At 33.2% G+C, this 20,499-nt stretch carries 18 protein-coding genes; 1 reads left to right on the forward strand and 17 read right to left on the reverse strand.

The annotated features are described in order from the left end of the window. Positions 1-90: 90 nt before the first annotated feature. From DW269_RS09205 to DW269_RS09285, 17 genes are all read right to left on the reverse strand, one after another. Positions 91-249 carry a sortase B protein-sorting domain-containing protein gene (locus DW269_RS09205; protein ID WP_117459490.1) on the reverse strand — a complete coding sequence of 53 codons (159 nt, stop codon included), beginning with the start codon at positions 247-249 and terminating at the stop codon, positions 91-93. 122 nt (positions 250-371) lie between these two features. Next, positions 372-617 carry a hypothetical protein gene (locus DW269_RS09210; protein ID WP_117459491.1) on the reverse strand — a complete coding sequence of 82 codons (246 nt, stop codon included), beginning with the start codon at positions 615-617 and terminating at the stop codon, positions 372-374. A gap of 123 nt (positions 618-740) precedes the next feature. After that, a complete protein-coding gene (locus tag DW269_RS09215) occupies positions 741-935 on the reverse strand; it encodes a hypothetical protein (RefSeq protein WP_117459492.1) in 195 nt (64 codons plus the stop codon). Positions 936-983: 48 nt separating this feature from the next. Next, positions 984-1,481: a flavodoxin family protein BilS gene (bilS, locus tag DW269_RS09220; protein WP_117459493.1), complete on the reverse strand. Its 498-nt coding sequence runs from the start codon at positions 1,479-1,481 to the stop codon at positions 984-986. A gap of 49 nt (positions 1,482-1,530) precedes the next feature. Next, positions 1,531-1,689: a hypothetical protein gene (locus tag DW269_RS13010; RefSeq protein WP_233503285.1), complete on the reverse strand. Its 159-nt coding sequence runs from the start codon at positions 1,687-1,689 to the stop codon at positions 1,531-1,533. A 41-nt stretch (positions 1,690-1,730) separates the two neighbouring features. After that, positions 1,731-2,210 carry a hypothetical protein gene (locus DW269_RS09225; protein WP_233502482.1) on the reverse strand — a complete coding sequence of 160 codons (480 nt, stop codon included), beginning with the start codon at positions 2,208-2,210 and terminating at the stop codon, positions 1,731-1,733. A gap of 5 nt (positions 2,211-2,215) precedes the next feature. Continuing rightward, a complete protein-coding gene (locus DW269_RS09230) occupies positions 2,216-2,647 on the reverse strand; it encodes a MarR family winged helix-turn-helix transcriptional regulator (protein WP_117459494.1) in 432 nt (143 codons plus the stop codon). A gap of 132 nt (positions 2,648-2,779) precedes the next feature. Beyond that, positions 2,780-5,065 (reverse strand): hypothetical protein, encoded by a 2,286-nt coding sequence (locus DW269_RS09235; RefSeq protein ID WP_117459495.1) that lies wholly within the window; start codon positions 5,063-5,065, stop codon positions 2,780-2,782. A 159-nt stretch (positions 5,066-5,224) separates the two neighbouring features. Further along, complete coding sequence (locus DW269_RS12785) at positions 5,225-5,392, reverse strand: DUF6219 family protein (RefSeq protein WP_199410050.1); 168 nt, start codon at positions 5,390-5,392, stop codon at positions 5,225-5,227. A gap of 64 nt (positions 5,393-5,456) precedes the next feature. Next, positions 5,457-6,440, reverse strand: coding sequence for a galactose ABC transporter substrate-binding protein (locus tag DW269_RS09240; protein ID WP_117459496.1), 984 nt, complete (start codon positions 6,438-6,440; stop codon positions 5,457-5,459). Between the two features lie 9 nt (positions 6,441-6,449). After that, a complete protein-coding gene (locus DW269_RS09245; protein WP_117459497.1) occupies positions 6,450-7,085 on the reverse strand; it encodes a sugar ABC transporter substrate-binding protein in 636 nt (211 codons plus the stop codon). Next, positions 7,072-8,790: a sensor histidine kinase gene (locus tag DW269_RS09250; RefSeq protein ID WP_117459498.1), complete on the reverse strand. Its 1,719-nt coding sequence runs from the start codon at positions 8,788-8,790 to the stop codon at positions 7,072-7,074. Before DW269_RS09250 ends, DW269_RS09245 begins: the two co-directional genes overlap by 14 nt. Beyond that, the gene (locus DW269_RS09255; protein WP_117459499.1) at positions 8,780-10,369 is read right to left on the reverse strand and encodes a response regulator; all 1,590 of its coding nucleotides are present in this window, start codon (positions 10,367-10,369) and stop codon (positions 8,780-8,782) included. The genes DW269_RS09250 and DW269_RS09255 overlap by 11 nt, the downstream gene beginning before the upstream one ends. A gap of 90 nt (positions 10,370-10,459) precedes the next feature. Beyond that, positions 10,460-11,830, reverse strand: a complete 1,371-nt coding sequence (gene melB / locus DW269_RS09260; RefSeq protein ID WP_117459500.1) for a melibiose:sodium transporter MelB — start codon at positions 11,828-11,830, stop codon at positions 10,460-10,462. A 227-nt stretch (positions 11,831-12,057) separates the two neighbouring features. Further along, a complete protein-coding gene (locus DW269_RS09275; RefSeq protein WP_233503286.1) occupies positions 12,058-14,943 on the reverse strand; it encodes an immunoglobulin-like domain-containing protein in 2,886 nt (961 codons plus the stop codon). A gap of 803 nt (positions 14,944-15,746) precedes the next feature. After that, entirely contained in the window at positions 15,747-18,602 is a 2,856-nt protein-coding gene (locus DW269_RS09280) for an immunoglobulin-like domain-containing protein (RefSeq protein WP_117459501.1), read from the reverse strand. A gap of 790 nt (positions 18,603-19,392) precedes the next feature. Further along, on the reverse strand, positions 19,393-19,971 hold the full coding sequence (locus DW269_RS09285) for an RQC-minor-1 family DNA-binding protein (protein WP_117459502.1): 579 nt from the start codon (positions 19,969-19,971) through the stop codon (positions 19,393-19,395). Between the two features lie 259 nt (positions 19,972-20,230). Between DW269_RS09285 and DW269_RS09290 the strand changes: the two genes are divergently transcribed. Further along, the gene (locus tag DW269_RS09290; protein ID WP_022424722.1) at positions 20,231-20,416 is read left to right on the forward strand and encodes a hypothetical protein; all 186 of its coding nucleotides are present in this window, start codon (positions 20,231-20,233) and stop codon (positions 20,414-20,416) included. Positions 20,417-20,499 lie beyond the last annotated feature (83 nt).

Here is a 20,499-nt window from a genome sequence, read left to right on the forward strand (position 1 = left end):
TCGCCCCCACAGTGGACTTTCACCACCTAGATATATGCCATGCCCGGCATACAAAAAACAGAATCTCATTACTGAGATTCTGTTATGGGGTTAACTCTTATTCATTCTCATTAAGAGATAAATTCCTGATACTAAGAACAATGCTGCAAATACAACCAGCTGTGTATTATCTCCTGTTTTAGCAGGTGTCTTATCTTTTTCATCTTTCTTTGTATCTTGTTTTTTATATGGTACAACTTCTGTTTTCATAGATAGATGAAATAGACAGTTTCTAGAGGCTGATAATTATCTTACTTTCAAAAGTGAACTACCCATCACCTAAAGGTAATGGGTTTTACGCTCATCTCCTATAAAAAAAGTACCGAAGTACTCTAATTATGATTCAATATGGATCTAATACACATGAATAGTGAAAATACAAAAATTGCGATATATAGTCCAAAATATGGCATACGCACACCATAATCTAGATAATCAGATAAGGCAATAAGACCCCAGATAATTCCCATTATCAAGTATTGTGCTGCAACGTAACGATAGTCATCTTTATGTTTAGTACGCTCTCTCATCACTACCGCAAAACCAATAACAGCAGCAAACATCAAAAATGTTAACATGTAAAATACACCTCTTTCTTACTCATTACCATAACACAAATCGAGTCACTATTCTAGTTAAAAACTTTTTACTTAATGATATACAAAACGGCCCAACTGCCTCTATATCGCAAAAGAAATTAACTATAGAGGCATAGCCTGACTGGCATAAATAAATACACCTAGGACTCCCAGTAAGAATCCTATGACTGCAACAATAATCAATACTTTCATGCTTGCCTGTTTGTATATGGTTTTACAGATTAATAATGCAATAAAAGCACAAAATAACGCAATACCAAGTAATGACCACAACCAGTTGAGTTCATGAATAATCATAATGTACTCCTTTCATAAGAGAAAAGCATAAGTGGTTTATTATCCCCCTTATGCTTTAATTTTAGCTATCAAGTTATTTAAATCATTTTTATCAGGATGAGTTAAAGCTTGATCAAAGTTTTCAATGAGCATATCAATATTAGGCATATGATCAGGCTGTGCTTTCATCCTCACATATCGATCACGTACAGATTGTGGCATCTTACCTTGACACATATACTCACCTACAATTGTATTACTTGCATCAATGCTTGTTTTCACATTATTTAGAATTCTCTGGAAATATTCTTCACTTACTCCAAATCCTGCTGTACCAAATAAGAAAATCTTCTTATTCTTTAAGGTTTCTAATAGTTTAAGAGTTGCTGCATCCGCATTGCCCTTATCTGTCCAGAAACCAATATAAAGCATATTTGAATCTACTTCTTTACATGGTCCAAAATAATCACAGTCTTCTTCAGATAACGCATCACGAATTGCTTCTGCAAGCATCTTTGTATTACCTGTTGGAGAACTAAATAGTATTGAATATCTTTCTTGTTCCATCATTTCTACCTCACTTAATGATTTATTACACAACTATTATAACACTATTCTACTTAAATAGTAGCTGTAATCCCATTACAATCACCAACATGTAGGCACATGTTTTAGGAATCATTAATAAACCAATTTTAGGTTTTTTCTTACTTAATAAAGTTACAGGTAAATAACAGCCAAATGAGATAATAATAGCTGCAACCATTCTTGTCATATGAAGGTTACCAGTATTATCACTCATTGTATATAGAATAATTATTCCAATACCAGTAACTGCAAATCAGCATTTCTGATCATAGATAGTTTTAAGTTACCTTCATCCCCACACCAGTCATTTTGTGGTAAGAAACATACGACAATTCTAATGATTGCTGAAATGTAGATCATTGCTTCTACAATAAATGGAGTTTTAAGTGTTGGAAATGTAAGTTTCCAGATATAAAGTAAGATAATATAGAAAACAGTAATAGTAATAGAAGAAACCTGTAAACCTATGCCCAGTTGTCTCTTAATTTTCTCATTAGTTCCTTTGAACGCTCTAATGATTCTAGGAACTAAGTGGAAAGTATCACCCCCACATAATGTGAGAGTTAAGATACCATATAAAGTAAACAACATATTGCCATTTGCTTTTGTAAGAAAGATTACACCAGCCATTAAGTCAAATAATAAATAACAAGTATCAAAGATAGCCTCCATGATATCTGGCATTTTAGGTACATATTTTTCATTCATATTGATCATCCTTTCTTTTGAATGCATTCTTCTGCATTTTTACAAATTTTCTCAAATACTTTTTTACATACTTTTATCTCATCTTGTGTGAGACCCTGAAGCATATCATGCGCAAATTGATTTTGAACATTGAGCCCTTCTTTCACGATTTCATTGGCTGAATCTTCTAAGAATAGTTCTACACGCTTCTTATTATTTTCATTTGTCTTTTTAGTAATATATCCTCTGTCTTCTAACACCTTTAAGGCAGTTGAGACATGGGATTTAGTCGACTTTCTTATTCTGACAATATCTGCAGCAGTATTGTATTCAGGATTATGATACAAAAACATTAATATATCATATTCCATCTTTTTAAGATTGTATTTATCACAGGTAGATGCTGTTATCATCTCATAATAAAGAGTAATCGTCTTATGTTGATCCCAGAAATACATATTAAGTCCCCTTTTTATCGTTCTATTTAGAACTTCAATGTTCTATATAGAACATTGAAGACAGATGGAGATTTTTGTCAATAGAAAAAAGGTCAATGAATAAAATTCATCGACCTGAGAGATAGGTATTGTTTAGTTTTCTGCTTTTTTACGTTTTAATAATACTACAGCTAGACTTGAGATGATAATTGCAACTACATAGATCATCACCTGAGTATGATCACCTGTATTGACTTTCTTCTTGTCTTCTTTTTTAGTTTCTGTAGGTTTTATAGTTGTATTACCTTTATCAGATGGCTGATCTTCCTTGATTTCCGGTTTATCAGTTTTATCTGTATCCGGTTTATCAGTTTTATCTGTATCTGGTTTTGGATTCTCTGATCCATCTGTGATTCTCCAAAGCTGAGCACCCCAGAATGGATTAGCCATGCCAAGGAATAAACCATTATCAGTAGGAATAAATGCACGTCCACCATGGTTATACTTATCATTAAATCCATTACGAGTTAATGCATCAAAATGAACACCATCAGATGAAACCAATACATCACATCCTGCTTCCTGTTTAGACACAATCTGACTGCATCCATAATAGTATACAAAGTTTTCTACTGTACTATTCAAGATAATATCATCAATCTGTTTTTCAAGTTCTGGATTAATTTCATGTAATAATGGTTTAACAAATTTCTTATAGTTTGCAATGAGTTCATCATATACTTCAACAATATCTTGATCTACTTCTCTTGATCTGTTGTCTCCTTCTACGATATCTTTCATATCTTCTAGCTGATCCATCATTTCATCTACTGATTCATCTTCAGATGCAACTGCAACTCCAGAAGGATCCTTCTTTAAGCTTTCAAGAAGATCTTCTACATAATCCATCTTCTTCTTGAATTCTTCAGGTGTCATTTCTGAAAGACTGCCATCAGTAAGCTGTGTAAATCCTTTTGCGAGTGTAGTGATATCAAATGTACCAATAACAAGTTTATTGTTGTATTCAGAGAATCTCCATAGATACTGCGTAGAAGCAGCTCCAAATCCATCATCATTGATTAGTTCAATGTTTCCATTTTTATCCATACGGTTTAAGCAGGCAGGATTCTTTAAATCCTGATAAAGTAAGTGGAAATCTGCTTTATTACCAATTTCAGCTAAATCAAGCATTGGGTCGTTATATCCGCCAATATAAAGATGATCCTTATATACATAAAGATTACCTGCACATGACTGTTTCTTACCTAGACCAAATTCATATTTAGCCCCTTTAGATGTATCACCAATGATTGGAGTCCATTTCCATGAACCATCCTTTTGTGGATCACCGCGATAGACTGCAAAGCCCTGTTTATTTGTCACACCAGTTGTCGCATCTGTCTTACCTGTAACCATAGATACATAAAGAGAACCATTGAATTCCGCAAGATCCCATAATCCACCACCATTGATGCTATCACGAATCCAGCATGCTGGCAGATTATCAAATGTTTCCTGGTTCGCAATGACTTTCCAGCTATCTACATTTTCAGGATCATCTGTTTCAAGAAGGCGTGCACCTTGCATTCTTGGATTATCATCCTTATAACGTACATCCTTCTTTGCGATTGCCTTAATCGCATTCTGATAAGCCTGTGGAAGCTGTGAACCATTTTCAAACATATGATCAGGATCAGCGCCATCAGTCGCAAGAGAAACGAGTAGTTTACCATTCATCACTGTTAAACCACGAATACCATTTGAAAAAGCTGAGTTTTCTGCAGTCTTCTGCATAACAACCTTTGTTGCTTTTGTCTTAGGATCAATCTGTAATAAACGAGATGTAGGATAACCAGCACATGCAAAATATAATTTACCTTTGTATTCCATAGCCATTCTATATCCGTTCCAGTTAACGAATGCTGAACTTTCTTTTTCAACATAAACTAATTCTGTTTCATAAGTATACTTATTGACACGCATAATACATGGTGTCCCTTTTGTAGAAGTTGCTCCATCCGGGAAGTTTCCATCATACATCACATTTAAGATGTTTGTCGCAACTGTTCCAGCCTTCTGACCGGGATTCTTATCTCCTCTTTTTTCAAAAAGAGATGTGAGATTATTTTTCAAATTTCTGTAATAAATACCTGAGATTGGATTCCAGCAAGTACCTAGATATATATAGTTGCCATATTCAACACTTGACCATATATAACTCTGATTACGATTGCTTTCTTCACCCATCACCTCAAAAGAAAGAATACCATCGCTCTGCCCAGACCCTCTATCTGGATGAGATACTTTAGTGATTGTATAACCATCTTTTGTGATATTGTTCGCATTTCCATCTAATCCTGATGCACCAGTGAAACCTGCTGCTAAGCAGGATACTGAAAGGACTGCTGATAATGCAAGTTTAAAAAACTTATTCCTCATTTCTTTACCCTCCGTTTCTTATGCAATACCCTCGATAATTATACCTTTATAATATATACTTGTAATCGCTATCACTGTTACATATCATGTCATTTGTGATATATGATATTTTTAATCGAATTATTAAAAAGTCAGCAACCATTATGTTGCTGACTTAATCTAGTTCTTTCTTGAAGTCATCTTATGACCTGAATAGACTGACATAATCATACAAATAAGTGCAATGACACCAAACACTGCATGAACTATCTTATTCATATGTCCTGTTAAGAAAGTACAAATCATGGTGATCAGTGCACCAATAGACCAATATTTATGTGCTTTCATTCAATTCTCCTTAGTTAGTTTATGCTAATCATACTAACATGAATGAATTATCTATGCAAATAGTTTATTCTCTTGTGACTGCAAAAGGTGTACTATACCAGACTTTCTTGTATTTTTTAGTATTTCCATTTAACACAGATTCCATACATTTAACTATTCTTAATACCTGTTTATCCATATCGTTATCTACACTACCATATATTTCACCAGACATGATTTTCTCATTCATTTCCTGACTGTTGTTGATACCTAAAATAATAGGTAGAGCTAGATTCTTTTCTTTGTAATAATCATAAACTCCTAATGCCATATCATCATTATTACATATAACAGCTTCAGTACTAGAAATCGCATTGTTATCTAATTGAGAAAACTTCTTATAAGCAAGTTGTCTATTCCATGAAGCAGATAAAGTACCTAGTGTATTTAAAGGAAGGTCTTTACTGTTTTCTAGGAACCCTTTTGTTCTACGAATGGCATCATAGTGATCTTCTTCACCTTCTATAAGAACATAATCTATTTTCCCATTCTTATTTTTATCTACTCTATTTCTTTGTTGATTCCATATTTTATGGAGCATCTCTCCCTGTATTTGTCCAGCCTGAGAGGCATCTGTTCCCACATACCAGACATTATCGGTAATCTTTAAATCCTTTTCAGCAATATCTCGATTAAATAATATAACAGGGATGTCTAATTCCTTTGCATTATTCAAGACACTTGCCGCAGAAGAAGGATCAACAAGATTAACAAGCATCATATCATAGCTTTGAGTATACATATACTGAAGCTGTTTATTTTGACGTCTTGAATTTCCTTTCGCATCACATATCTCATAAGAGATTTTCTTTTTCATATGCACTTCATCAATTCTATTTTCTAGTGCTGTAATCAAGCTATTCATAAATGTATCATCAAGATCATAAACCGCAATACCTACATGAATATATTGATCTTCATTAGGACGTGAACCTCCTAGTGCTGTAAGTGTTAAACATATAATCAGCACTATAAATAATAACCATTTATGTTTTCTTATCTTTTTCATGGTAACCCTCTAATATGTAAATAGTGAGGCTTTACTGCCTTTTTCTACTACTTTCTGATCAACTTTTTCTGGTTTTAAAGAAATAGTTGATAATCGTCTTTTTCCTTCACAATGACTAATTAGTTCTATACTCTTATAACCTAGTTTATAAGTATCCTCAATATAAATGGCATCTCTTTTTCCTGTAGATATCTCTTTTAGGAGATTAAAGTCCACAGGCAATCTCATTGTTTCATGAGAAGTTTGACTAAAAGAAGCGGTATAAGTGAATGAATCCTGCATTGTATCTGTAAGAGCTAATACATTGCCATATTCATACTGTGTTTTCCTCATATACTTTTCTGGATATACAAGTAATAAGCCCATGGCCTGATTTTTATATTCCTGTGTAATAAGATCATCTAGTTCATTTTGGGATAAATCATCCTTATACCAGACATCAAGCTTTACTTGATGATCATATGCACAATCCTGTATTCCTTCCTGTACTTCTTGAATAAACGATTGCGAATACTTAGGATAGATGATCGCAATTCTTTTATTTTTTTGTGCATAATCCCTATCTCTTACATATAAAATAGAAACAAATGCAATACTCAGTAATATCACAATCAGGATCAAGTGTTTTCTTTTATTCTGTTTCATCTGCTTCCTCCATTTTAGGGATAGTAATAGTAGCAGTTGTTCCTTCGTCTAACTCACTTGTAATAGTAATACCATACTGTTTACCATAAATAAGCTGAATTCTTTCATGAACATTTCTCACGCCTATACCCGATCCACGTTTACTAGAAACAACCTGATGATTCATAATATACTCAAGCTTATCCTCTGTCATACCAAGACCATTATCTGCTACATCAATCTTAATACTATCCTCTTCCTCATAAACACTGATAATAATCTCTCCATCCTCATACATGCCTTCCATTCCATGATAAATCGCATTCTCTAACAAGGGTTGAATAGAAAGTTTAGGAATAAGATATTTCATTAGTTTAGGATCGGCTTCTACCTTAAAGTCGAATTTATCTTTAAAACGGATATTCTGAATCTTTAAATAACTTGTTGCATGTTCAAGTTCTTTTCCTAAAGGTATCATATCCTTTCCCTGACTTAAGGAGATACGGAAGAACTTAGCAAGGGATGAAACCATTTCACCTGCTCCTTCATATTCTTCACTTCTAATCATCCATATTATAGAATCAAGCGTGTTATATAAGAAATGAGGGTTGATCTGTGATTGAAGTAGTTTCTTCTCCATTTTCTGTTTTTCACGTTCATTTTGACGGATTTCTTCCATCTGCTTCTGTAATTTATCTACCATAATATTAAAATTGGCACTTAAACTCTTTAATTCTCCAATTCCTTCTTCTTTTGCACGAGAATTATAGTTACCTTTACCAAAATCTTCCATTGTAGCAAGCAATTGATAAACAGGGTCGGTAAAGTTTCTAAATACCTGGATATCAAGTAATATCAAAATAGCTCCTACTAAGAGTAGAATAAACCAGATAATATAATGAAAACGACGATTTTCTACTAATAGATTTGACATTGAATTCACTACCACAATATTCCATCCCGTATAGCCAATCTGTTTTCTTTCTACAAGCCAGTCTCCATTATGAATACTGCGATTGTTCTTGAATGCAGTGGATACTGTTTTTTCTTTATATAAACCAGAGGCAATACGTTTTTCAAAGGGATGATATATAAAAGATTTAGATTCGTCCGTTAAATAGCAATAAGCTGACTTCTGGTTCTGATAACGATCTAGAATACCTTCTATAGGCTCTGTATAATACTGCATCAATAAAATACCTGATCTTATATTTCCAGCATTAATATATTCGACATAACGGCTAATATCCATGACATAACCTGATAAATCAGATTTCACCAAGTGTCGATGACCATATTGAATGGTTTCAGTATTCTTTTTCGCATTTTCAAACCATGATTGTTGAGTATCGAAACCACTGGATGATTCTCCAAAACTCCAGACCCTATTCCCATTCATATCATAAAGAGATATACTATAAATCCTATTTGATTCATTGGAGATTTTCTGAGTCATAACTGTTTTAAACTGAACATTTTCACAATCATATTTCTTAATGTTCTGATAATAGATATCATTCACAAGACTATTGCTCTCACTGACTTCATTTTCTAGACTTTGTGCTAATGTGATTGTCTGTCGATCCATCTTCTTTATTGCATCTTTTTTAAAATAAGAAGAGAATAGATAAGAAAATAACATCATACTGCTGATAATACAAGCAACAATAGAAACAGACATAACAACAGGTAATATAACACGTACACTTAATGTCTTATTTTTCATCATTTTGTTTCCTATATTTTGCAGGGGATATGCCACAATTCTTTTTAAATACATAGCTAAAATAATTAGGTTCTGGATAACCTACCATTTCCCCTATCACTAAGCTTTTATAATTTGTCTGTAATAACAGTTTCTTTGCTTCTTCCATACGTTTACCTATCATATAATTCATGAATGTTCTACCTGTTTCCTGTTTAAATATTTTAGAAAAATGAGAGGTACTGACATGTAATGCATCACATACACTTTCTACACTTAAATCCGGATCAGAAAAGTTTTCTTCTACTATTTTTTTCGCATTACCTACTAAAATCACATTATTATCTACACGTTTCTTTTGAACTAATAAACGAATTAACTGACAATAATCAAGTAACCATTGATCTAGTTCTTCCCCACTTGTAAGTGAAAGAATAGTGACTACCATCTTCTTTGAACCTTCAAATTCACTATCAGAAACAATATGATACTTCTTATAAAATCTTGAAAAAGCGAATGCGATTTCCATAATAACCATCTGATATTCATTGAGATTATAGTGAGATTGGTGAAGTAAATTAACTAATTCTTCCACCTGTTTCTTCATTTCTTCTTCTGTACAATACGTAATTGTCTTTCCTATCTGTTCTACAGTGGTATTCCAATCTGTTTCAACTTCTTCTTGAAGCATCAAATCATTATAGTAAGTATAACTTTCATCAGGCACTACAAGATTATATTCTAATGCATCTTTTGCTTGTATATAGATTGTAGGGATATCTTCTAATTGATTTGTATTTTCACTCATACCACATGATATATGTACACCAAAGATACGTGTAATCATAATAGCTGCTTCCTGGATACTACGTGATATTTTACCTATTTCATGCTTTTTATCACCTGTAAGTAAAAATATCTCTTTATCACCTATACCAAACTCATAAACATTAGAAATCTTATCTAACGCTTCTTTTAATGTTTCTTTAATAGAAAGTGCACTAAAGACATCCTTATGATCGACTTTTTGTATTTTCACTGCAATAATACAATATTGTTTATTATCTAATTCTAATCCTAGATTCTTAATCTGTTGGTGGCATTCTTCTAATTCCATTGTTCCTAAAACAAGCTGCGTAAAAAACTGTTGTCTAAGTAATGGCAGACTTTTAAAATAAGCATTTTCTAAACGTGTCCAGTTAATTTTTTCATTATATTCTTCTTCTAGCGCTTGATGCATATCAATTAAAAGTTTCTTCATCTCATCATAGTCTATAGGCTTCATTAGATATTCTGATACACCATAACTAATGGCAAGTCTTGCATATTCAAAATCATCCCATCCAGAAAAAAGAATAACCTTAGTATTCATATAATTATCATGAATAGTCTTAGCAAGTTCTAATCCATCCATAAAAGGCATCTTGATATCACTAATAACAAGATCTGGATGTAAGTCATCCATCATTTCTAATACTTCTTTCCCATTTTGTGCTGTTCCTGCCACTATGAATCCTAGTTCCTCCCAGTTGATTCCCTTCTGCATACCAAAGAGGATATTCTGTTCATCATCAGCTAGAATAATACTAAACGTTCTCATAATCCTGCTCCTTACTTTTTATTATCATACACTTTTTATTATATACGCGAAAGAAGAACAAGCTGATTTTAATCAGCCTGTTCTTTAAAATTAATTATTAATTTTTTCTACAACCTTTTTCATGAATTCATCATCTAACTTATATTTCTTCTTAAATACGATATAAGCTAAGATAACACCGATAGTTGGTACAATACACATTAATACACGAATTGAGTTCTGTGTAGCAAGTGACTGCACTGCATTTGGAACATAACCAGTAAGTTCTAGTACGAAACCAATTGCGAGTGAAGTGAAGGCGGCTGTTAATTTAACGATTAATGTCTGTAATGAGAAGACAACACCCTCATTTCTATCACCCAATACATATTCACCATAATCTACAACATCAGCTAAGAATACAGTTGCACATCCAAGTTCAAGACCAGTACCAGTCTTAACAATAATACCTGCAATAGCAGTTAACAATATATTTGTAGGACAAACAAAACCAACAACAAGTAATAAGATTAAACCAATTGGAGGCAATGCACATGCGAATAAGAATGCTTTCTTTCTTGATAATGCTTTAGTAACCTTAGGGAAGATAAGAAGACCAACAACTTCAGCAACTGAAGCACTGATCATGAAAGCTGATAACATACCAGCATTATTACATACATAACTGAAATAATAAGTAGCAACACCCATGATTGCCTGAATAGCAACGTTATATAATAGAATTAATAATACAGCCCATCTTAACTGGTCATTTTTCTTAATAACAGTGAAGATATCTTTGAATTTCATCTTTTCCTTTTTTTCATCATTTGTCTGAACTTTAGGAAGGTTTAAGACACATACTGCCATAGTGAAAATGAATGTAGCTGCGATGATTAAAGCAAATCTATGATAACCAATATAATTTCCACCAAGACCCTTGATGATCTGAACACCAAAACCAGCAATAATTAATGACTGACCAATACTTGCAAAGATTCTTGGAAGTACTGATACTTTTTCACGTTCTTCTGGATCAGAAGTTAAATTAGGAATAACTGACCAATAAGGAATATCCATGATTGTATAAGTCATACCCCATAAAACATAGATAACTGAAGCGAAGATACAAAGATTTACACCTGTAAGATGAAAATCTGTAAATACGATAACAAATACAAATGCGTTAATTAATGTTCCTACTACTAACCAAGGAATGAATTTACCATAACGGCTTCTTGTATTATCTACAAGCATACCCATAAATAAATCATTGAAAGCATCCCAGATTTTTGCAACGAAGAACATTGTACCAATGAAAGCTGGAGCAACCTTAATAATATCTGTGAAATAAATCATTGAGAATGTGGCAATCATACCATAAATTAAATCTTTACCCAACGCCCCAAATGCGAATGAGTATTTGACTCTACCAGGGATTTTACCTTGGTAAACGACACTACTTTTACTGTTGTTTTCCATAAATTTCTCTCCTCTTAATTTTTTATCTTGTGTGTACATCACTTTTTCTGTACCTAAATGATACCGCTTTACTAAAATTATTAACATCTGATAATCTATTTAAAAAATATGAATTTCTATTTTGCTCAAAAATTATCATAATAGTTTTTCTTAGTTTTTATAGTTTCTGAAACGCAAAAAAGACAGTCGATTTCTCGACTGCCTTCTAAATTCATATCTTAGTTATACTATGATACTTTCTTTCTCTTAAGTAATGCAAGTAATGCGATACCACTTACTGCAAGTAATGCGATAATAGTATTTACACTAGTAGTATCTCCTGTCTTAGGAGCTACTATAGTAGTCTTATCTTTATCCTTATTTGGAGTAGTAGGTGTTTTATCCTTATCAGTACTTGGAGCAGGTGCTTTTTCTTTAACTGTAACCTTAATAGTCTTAGTACGTGTTGCACCATCGCTGTCTGTTACTTTGTATGTAACTTCATATTTGCCAGCTTTCTTAGTATCTACAGTATTCTTAACAACTTCAATCTTATCAGTTAGATCACCATCTTCTGCATCTTTTGCAGTGACACCAGCCTTAGGATCAAATGTATCACCCACTGTAATTGTCTTATCAGCTGCATCGATTGTAGGAGCTTCATTTAATACTTCCATCTTTGGATTAACTATAACTGCAATAGTCTTTGTGCAAGTTGCACCCTGGTTATCTGTTACTTTATAAGTCACTTCGTACTTACCAGCTTTAGTTGTATCTACATCATTCTTTTTAACTTCAATCTTAGTTGTTAGATTTCCATCTTCTGCATCTGTTGCAGTGACACCAGCCATAGGATCAAATGTATCACCTACTGTGATTGTCTTATCAGTTGCATGAATCACTGGTGCTTCGTTCAATACTTCCATCTTTGGATTGACTGTAACTGTAATGCTCTTAGTAAATGATGCGCCCTGATTATCTGTTACTTTGTAAGTAACTTCATACTTACCAGGCGTAGTTGTATCTACATCATTCTTTTTAACTTCAATCTTAGTAGTTAGATTTCCATCTTCTGTATCTGTTGCAGTGACACCAGCCATAGGATCAAATGTATCACCTACTGTGATTGTCTTATCAGTTGCATGAATCACTGGTGCTTCGTTCAATACTTCCATCTTTGGATTAATTGTAACAATAATAGTTTTTCTGCGTGTTGCGCCCTGATTATCTGTTACTTTATATGTTACTTCATACTTGCCAGCAACATCAGTCTTAACATCATTCTTTTCAACTACAATCTTAGTAGTTAAATTACCATCTTCAGCATCTTCTGCTGTAACACCAGCCATAGGATCAAATGTATCACCTACTGTGATTGTCTTATCAGTTGCATGAATCACTGGTGCTTCGTTCAATACTTCCATCTTTGGATTAATTGTAACAATAATAGTTTTTCTGCGTGTTGCGCCCTGATTATCTGTTACTTTATATGTTACTTCATACTGACCAGCAACATCAGTTTTAACATCATTCTTTTCAACAATAATCTTAGAAGTTAAATTACCATCTTCTTCGTCTGTTGCAGTTACATCAGCTCTTGGATCAAATTCATCACCAACAGTAATAGTCTTATCAGTTGCATGAATAACTGGTGCTTCATTGATTGGAACCATGTTCATAACCCAAGTTGCATTGTAAGTGATACTCTTTGTAACCTTTTCTTCTACTGCAGGTGACCATCCAGTGAATGTATAACCTGCTCTTGTAGGTGTTCCACCAAAACCAGGTGTTGAACTACCTACTACAACGTTAAATACCTTATCTTCAAATACAACTTCACCATCTACACCATCAGTATAAGTAACTGTATAACGAGTCTTAATTCCTGTTGCACCCGGAACTGGGAATTTCACTTTACTTCCATTTGGCATAGTGATATATGTTTCACCATTTAATGGATAAAGTTTTCCTTCTTCAAATCCAGGATGATCAGCATCTAATGTAACAGTGTATTCTAACTCATAAGTATAATAAGTAGCTTTTCCTTCTGTTTTAGTAGTTGGATTTGCAAGTTTCCATTTAAAGCCACTTGCATCCTGCTGTACAGATGTTGGTAAACTATTGACTGATACATATGGCGCAGAGCCATCGAATACTTCTAGGTCTTTACCAGTAATACCAGTTGTAATACTATCAGAAATAGCTTTAAATAATTCTGTTAAGTCATCAGTTTCGCTTCTATCATATCCTTTATCTGGACTAGTAGCGATACTACCCCTTAAGTATTCAGAAACTGTAGGCCCACCTTTCCACATTGGTTTTTTATCATTGCCATAGCTTACTGCATAAACTGTTGACTGATCTCTTAAAAATTTAGCATCCTTAGCAGCTGCTTTAGCTGCTGCTTCAACTCCACCTTTATTCTTTTTATCATAAACAACACCATCAATAACGATATCGTTTTTCTTTGGTTTTTTGTGCTGACATTCTACAAGATATTTTTTAGGTTTACCATCAGTAAATACAATGGCATTTCTGTTTTCTTTTTTAATATCCTTAATAGCAGTATTCTTAAATAAAGCTGTACCCTGTTTAATACCTGCATCTAGGTTTGTACTACCAAGAGCTCTTAAATCATCAATTGCTTCATATGCAGTTTCCTTACCTTCTGTTGAAGAAACATCAGTCCAATTTAATCTCACTTCGACATCACTGTCAAAATCAACAATTGCAAGGTAACGTCCTGTGTTTTTATCTTTACCAGCATATGACTGTACAAATGTCTTTGCTGCATCTCTAATACTCTTCATACGCTTTTTACCGATCATACTGCCTGATGAATCGATAACAAGTACTGTTGCAGCTTTCTTAGTAAAGGTTTCAACCTTCTGTTTAGTTACAACCTTTAATCTCATTTTATAAGTGTTATTACCAAATGCTTCTGCTGTCTTATCGACAGATTGAATTCCTTCTGGTAATGTCTGACTTAGTTGGCCTTCAACCCATTGACCAACATCGTTATAATAACCTTTAGTCAATGAACCATCAGTCGTAAGTGCATTTGCTTTAACTGGAGCTAATGATAAACTCATCATTAATGCAACTGCATAACTCGTGAATTTCTTAATATTCATAGTTTTCTTACCCCTCTCAATAATATTTATTATTCACTCATAAAAATAATAATGATATGAGGTGCACATCCGGAGTTCTATGATTTCATATTACTTTATCTGGTTCTGAAATAATCATATACATTGACCATTCATCAATATTCAATATCATATCTGAATGCTTTTATGAATATGAGGTGAGTTCCTATTTTTCTAGTTCATAGTGTTTCTTTATTTTCACATTATTAGCTAAAGAAATCAGTCCACTTAATATATTACAGTCTTTCATTCAATGAACATTTACACTTATATATACATAACAACTTTTATGTTACATTTAATTCCCATTTTTATATTTGTATTGGTGTATATTCATTGGAATACCAAATATATATATCAAGTGATTGGTTCAATGATCTAAGTAGGTAGAGCAACTTATCACCCACCCATCTATAAATCATAATAATACAAGAAAAACAATCTCTTATCATGCATCCAGTATCCAAACAGTACATCTTATGCAATCAATTATGAGCAAACAATAGTAAACAGATGATTAAAAAGAATTATATCCTCCCTTCTTATAAACCAACTCTCTTCTTTTTAACTTCTGTTGCTTATACTAATATGATAAACAAAACATTCTTTATGTTCAATATTGACAGCCTTTTAAATCACTCCATATCGTAACATATTTAGTCAATTGTAACATCACAACGCTTACCTTTCTTATTACCACAATATTTTATCGATATTTCCGAAATCAACATAAAAGACAGCCGATTTCTCGACTGTCCCTTGGTTAGATATATATCTTAGTTATACTATGATACTTTCTTTTTCTTTAGTAATGCGAGTAATGCAATACCACTCACTGCAAGTAATGCAATCACTGCAGATACGTTTGTAGAATCGCCTGTCTTAGGAGCAACTGTAGTAGTTTTATTGTTATCCTTGCTTGGAGCAGGAGCTTTTTCTTTCACTGTAACCTTAATAGTCTTTGTGCAAGATGCGCCTTTACTATCTGTTACTTTGTAAGTAACTTCGTATACGCCAGGCTTAGATGGATCAACTGTATTCTTTAAGATTTCAATCTTATCAGTTAAGTTACCATCTTCTTTATCCTTTGCAGTAACGCCATCTTTTGGATCAAACTTATCACCGACTGTGATTTCCTTATCAGTTACATCAATAGTTGGTGCTTCATTAAGAGTTTCAATCTTAGGATTTACAGTAACTGTAATAGTCTTAGTGCGAGATGCGCCTTTACTATCTGTTACTTTGTAAGTTACTTCGTACTTACCAGCCTTAGTAGTATCTACTTCATTCTTTAATACTTCAATCTTATCAGTTAGATCTCCATCTTCCACGTCTTCTGCTGTAACATCAGCCTTAGGATCAAATGTATCACCAACTGTGATTGTCTTATCTTCAGCCTTGATAGTAGGGATTGCATTTAATACTTCCATCTTTGGATTTACAGTAACTGTAATAGTCTTAGTATATGATGCACCCTTGCTGTCTGTCACCTTGTAAGTTACTTCGTACTTACCAGGTTTAGTTGTATCTACTTCATTATTTAAGATTTCAATCTTATCAGTTAAGTTTCCATCTTCAGCGTCTGTTGCAGTTACATCAGCCATAGGATCAAATGCATCACCAACTGTAAGAGTCTTATCTTCGGCTTCAATGATTGGTGCTGCATTTATAGGTTCCATCTTTGGATTTACTGTAACCTTGATAGTCTTAACATGAGATGCGCCACCGCTATCTGTTACCTTGTAAGTTACTTCATACTTGCCAGGTTTAGTTGTATCTACTTCATTCTCTAAGATTTCAATCTTATCAGTGATATCTCCATCTTCTTCGTCTTCAGCAGTTACATCAGCTAATGGATCAAATTCATCGCCAACTGTAAGAGTCTTATCTGTTGCCTGAATCACTGGACATGCATTAAGATCTGCAGCCTTTGGATTAACAGTAACCTTAATTGTAGTTGTATAAGATGCGCCTTGATTGTCTGTTACCTTGTATGTAACATCATAAATACCAGGTTCATTAATATTGACATTATTCTTTAAGATTTCAATCTTATTAGTGATATCTCCATCTTCTTCGTCTTCAGCAGTTACATCAGCTCTTGGATCAAATTCATCACCCACTTCAATTGTCTTATCTGTTGCATGAATCACTGGTGCTGCATTCATTGGAACCCAGTTCATAACCCAAGTTGCATTGTAAGTGATGCTCTGTGTAACATTTTCTTCAACTGCAGGTGACCATCCAGTGAATGTATAACCTGCTCTTGTAGGTGTTTCACCAAAATGAGGTGTTGCTGTACCTACTACTAAATCAGAAAATACCTTATCTTCAAATACGACTTCACCATCAACGCCATCAGTATAAGTAACTGTATAGCGTGACTTAATTCCTTTTGCACCTGGAATTGGGAATTTAACTTTACTTCCATCAGGCATAGCAATATATGTTTCACCATTTAATGGATAAAGTTTTCCTTCTTTAAAATCAGGATGATCAGCATCTAATGTAACAAAGTATTCTAACTCATAAGTATAATAAGTCTGAGTACCTTCTGTTGTAGTCGTTGCATTTGCAAGTTTCCACTTAAAGCCACTTGCATCCGGCTGTACAGTTGGAGGTAATTGACTTACTGATACAAATGGAGCTGCTCCATCAAATACTTCTAGGTCTTTACCAGTAATACCAGTTGTAACACTTTCAGAAATAGCCTTAAATACTTTAGTTAAGTCATCAGTTTCACTTGAATCATATGCTTTATCACGACTTGTTGCGATACTGCCTTTTAAGAATTCAGAAACTGTAGGGCCATCTCTATATGTTATATCTCTGGCTGCGCCATAACACACTGTATAAACTGTAGATTGGTCTCTGAGAAGCTTAGCATCTGCAGATGTTGCTTCAACATTTTTTTCAGAACACTCTTGACCATTACCATATACATGGTATGTTATGCCACCAATTTCGATGTGTGTATGTAAAAAAGACCAAAAATCATCATCACAAGTTCCTAAATAGTAAGTTGGTTTTCCATCAGTTAATACTACTGTATTTCTGTTAGCTTTTTGAATTTCTTCCACGTCATCTTTTAAGAATAAAGATGTAGCCTGTTTAATACCAGCATCTAGGTTTGTTCCACCACGAGCTCTTAAATCATCAATTGCTTCTTTGGCAGCTTCCTTACCATTAACTGAAGAAACATCAGTCCAATTTAACGGTACTTTAACATCAGTTGCAAAATCAACAACTGCAAGGTAACGTCCAACATTTTCTTTATCACCAGCATATGACTGCACAAACTCTTTTGCTGCTGCTCTTAAATTTCTAATACGGTTACCATCCATACTATTTGAAGTATCAACTACAAGAACTGTAGCTGACTTCTTGGTAAAAGTTTCAACATTCTGTTTAGTAACAACCTTTAATTTCATCCTATAAGTGTTGTTACCAAGTGCTTCAGCTGTTTTATCAACTGAATGAATACCTTCTGGCAGGGTCTGATCTAATTCACCTTGAACCCACTGACCAGAATCGTTATAATAACCGTTCGTCACTGCGTTATCAGCATTCGCATTTATAGGTGCTAATGAGACACTCATCATCAATGCTACTGCATAACTCGTGAATTTCTTGACATTCATAGTTCTTTCCCCTTTCTTCAATTTTTAATTATTCGTTTACAATTGTATAAACACAATCGCATGAAGGCACTTTTTAATATCTGACAATCTAGATAGTTTGTTATTAGCAATAATAAGTTATTCTATAACATTCATATCATAAGTTTTATATTTATGTTTCGCATCTCACCAGTTAAAGTATTTATCATTTCAAGTTAATATGTTTTAAAAAACTTAATCTCATTATCTTAGTCATTCATATTAAATTTAAAATGTTCCTCTTTAACCTTTAGAGCTTTTTTGCCACTTTATCATATCAATAATTATAGAAATAAGAGAGCATAGTAATATATGATTCAGCTGTGCACTTATGCAATTGATAACACAATCATTTGCAAACAATCGCATACAATAGACGATTAAAAAAAATTTATTCCTCCTTCCTTTATATACCATTTCTAAAATTATGCTTTTTTAATTGCCTATTACTTTCTACAAATATAGTAGACGATAGCGGTTACATTTTCAATCCTAATTACACTATAGACTGTACCATATTTAGGAATTTGTGACATGTAATAATTATATATGAGGTTATTTTGTTGGAATAATACAAATATGTAAGTGTATACGCTTACATATAGTATTTACATAATAATGTATTTGTAAGTGTTTAAGAATAGAACCACAAAAAACGACATGATTAACATGTCGTAATGGACTACTTTGTTATGGATCTTCCAATGATACAAAAAAAGTGACAGTGCAATATACATTTTGTATTTCTTGCCTGCCACTTTTTTCTTAACTCCTACACTTTATCTTTAATTGTCTTCTCTACTTCAATAATACGTCTACCAATTCTCTTTGTTTCTATTTTTTTATAGGCTTCTAAACAAGGAATAAATTCCTTATTGCCTTCTTCCTCAATAATATCAAGTATACGTAAAATAACCTTTCTATTTACTTTGATCAATTTATGAATGACACGCGGATTATTTTCTTTTACATCCAAGCAGAATTGTTGATATAATTCCTGAGCAAATGTTTCTTTCTCTATTGCCCATCCTTCATCAGAAAATACTAATAAAGGAAGACGCCCTTCATATTCTATTCTAAGATAATCTTCATCAATCATCCAATCAATATAATGCATAATATCAGCTAATTTCATATTATGATAATATCCATAAGCTGGACATTCATCTAATTTCAGTTCTAATACCTTTTTGTCTTTAGAACCTTTTAATATCTTAGCAAGCATATTTCTTGCTGCTTTCATAATACACATATCAGCAGCTCTTAAGATCATCTTGATATCTTCTGGAAATAATTCTTTTACATTACCTGTATCAAGAACGACAGGTATTCTATTAACTCTTCTACTCATTGGTTATCTCCTCGCTTTCATATAAAAATTTTAATACTCCTCTGTTTATCATTCAACATAAAAGCTCTGTAAAGAGAATTACGATACAATTATCATATGCTTTGCACAAAGTCCATTTATCATTACAGGGAGCAGAAGTTAATTGTCATTTTTGAGATAACCATTTTGTTTACATATCATTCTAAATTAATTGTAAATTTCAAGATTGTATTCTTATATCACATTGCCTATAATAAAGTAGAAAATAGGAGATATCAGTATGCCCACTTCAAGTATTACTCATAATTTTGTTATATCAAAGCCAGATAGTGTAAAGCGTTTTGTAGATGCAATTGATGAAGCCGAGCGTGACCGCACACCTAAACAGACACTTCCTGGACGTCAGTTAACAAACCCACAGGAAATTTTAGCTTTAATGGCTAAAATGAAGAAACAACATGACTGATAAATAATTAAAACTTCTAAAAAAGGGTCTTTAATTTTTGTGGGGGTCAGACCTTCGCTCTAAATATTTGGGGGTCTTGGAAA

The organism is Catenibacterium sp. AM22-6LB (assembly GCF_003435615.1).
GTDB classification, from domain to species: Bacteria; Bacillota_I; Bacilli_A; order Erysipelotrichales; family Coprobacillaceae; genus Catenibacterium; species Catenibacterium mitsuoka_A.

Excerpts from the sequence above, each read along its gene's own strand:
- DW269_RS09205 (WP_117459490.1), bottom strand. The coding sequence starts at position 249 with ATGAAAACAGAAGTTGTACCATATAAAAAACAAGATACAAAGAAAGAT.
- DW269_RS09210 (WP_117459491.1), bottom strand. The coding sequence starts at position 617 with ATGTTAACATTTTTGATGTTTGCTGCTGTTATTGGTTTTGCGGTAGTG.
- DW269_RS09215 (WP_117459492.1), bottom strand. The coding sequence starts at position 935 with ATGATTATTCATGAACTCAACTGGTTGTGGTCATTACTTGGTATTGCG.
- bilS (WP_117459493.1), bottom strand. The coding sequence starts at position 1,481 with ATGGAACAAGAAAGATATTCAATACTATTTAGTTCTCCAACAGGTAAT.
- DW269_RS13010 (WP_233503285.1), bottom strand. The coding sequence starts at position 1,689 with ATGACAAGAATGGTTGCAGCTATTATTATCTCATTTGGCTGTTATTTA.
- DW269_RS09225 (WP_233502482.1), bottom strand. The coding sequence starts at position 2,210 with ATGAATGAAAAATATGTACCTAAAATGCCAGATATCATGGAGGCTATC.
- DW269_RS09230 (WP_117459494.1), bottom strand. The coding sequence starts at position 2,647 with ATGTATTTCTGGGATCAACATAAGACGATTACTCTTTATTATGAGATG.
- DW269_RS09235 (WP_117459495.1), bottom strand. The coding sequence starts at position 5,065 with ATGAGGAATAAGTTTTTTAAACTTGCATTATCAGCAGTCCTTTCAGTA.
- DW269_RS12785 (WP_199410050.1), bottom strand. The coding sequence starts at position 5,392 with ATGAAAGCACATAAATATTGGTCTATTGGTGCACTGATCACCATGATT.
- DW269_RS09240 (WP_117459496.1), bottom strand. The coding sequence starts at position 6,440 with ATGAAAAAGATAAGAAAACATAAATGGTTATTATTTATAGTGCTGATT.
- DW269_RS09245 (WP_117459497.1), bottom strand. The coding sequence starts at position 7,085 with ATGAAACAGAATAAAAGAAAACACTTGATCCTGATTGTGATATTACTG.
- DW269_RS09250 (WP_117459498.1), bottom strand. The coding sequence starts at position 8,790 with ATGAAAAATAAGACATTAAGTGTACGTGTTATATTACCTGTTGTTATG.
- DW269_RS09255 (WP_117459499.1), bottom strand. The coding sequence starts at position 10,369 with ATGAGAACGTTTAGTATTATTCTAGCTGATGATGAACAGAATATCCTC.
- melB (WP_117459500.1), bottom strand. The coding sequence starts at position 11,830 with ATGGAAAACAACAGTAAAAGTAGTGTCGTTTACCAAGGTAAAATCCCT.
- DW269_RS09275 (WP_233503286.1), bottom strand. The coding sequence starts at position 14,943 with ATGAATATTAAGAAATTCACGAGTTATGCAGTTGCATTAATGATGAGT.
- DW269_RS09280 (WP_117459501.1), bottom strand. The coding sequence starts at position 18,602 with ATGAATGTCAAGAAATTCACGAGTTATGCAGTAGCATTGATGATGAGT.
- DW269_RS09285 (WP_117459502.1), bottom strand. The coding sequence starts at position 19,971 with ATGAGTAGAAGAGTTAATAGAATACCTGTCGTTCTTGATACAGGTAAT.
- DW269_RS09290 (WP_022424722.1), top strand. The coding sequence starts at position 20,231 with ATGCCCACTTCAAGTATTACTCATAATTTTGTTATATCAAAGCCAGAT.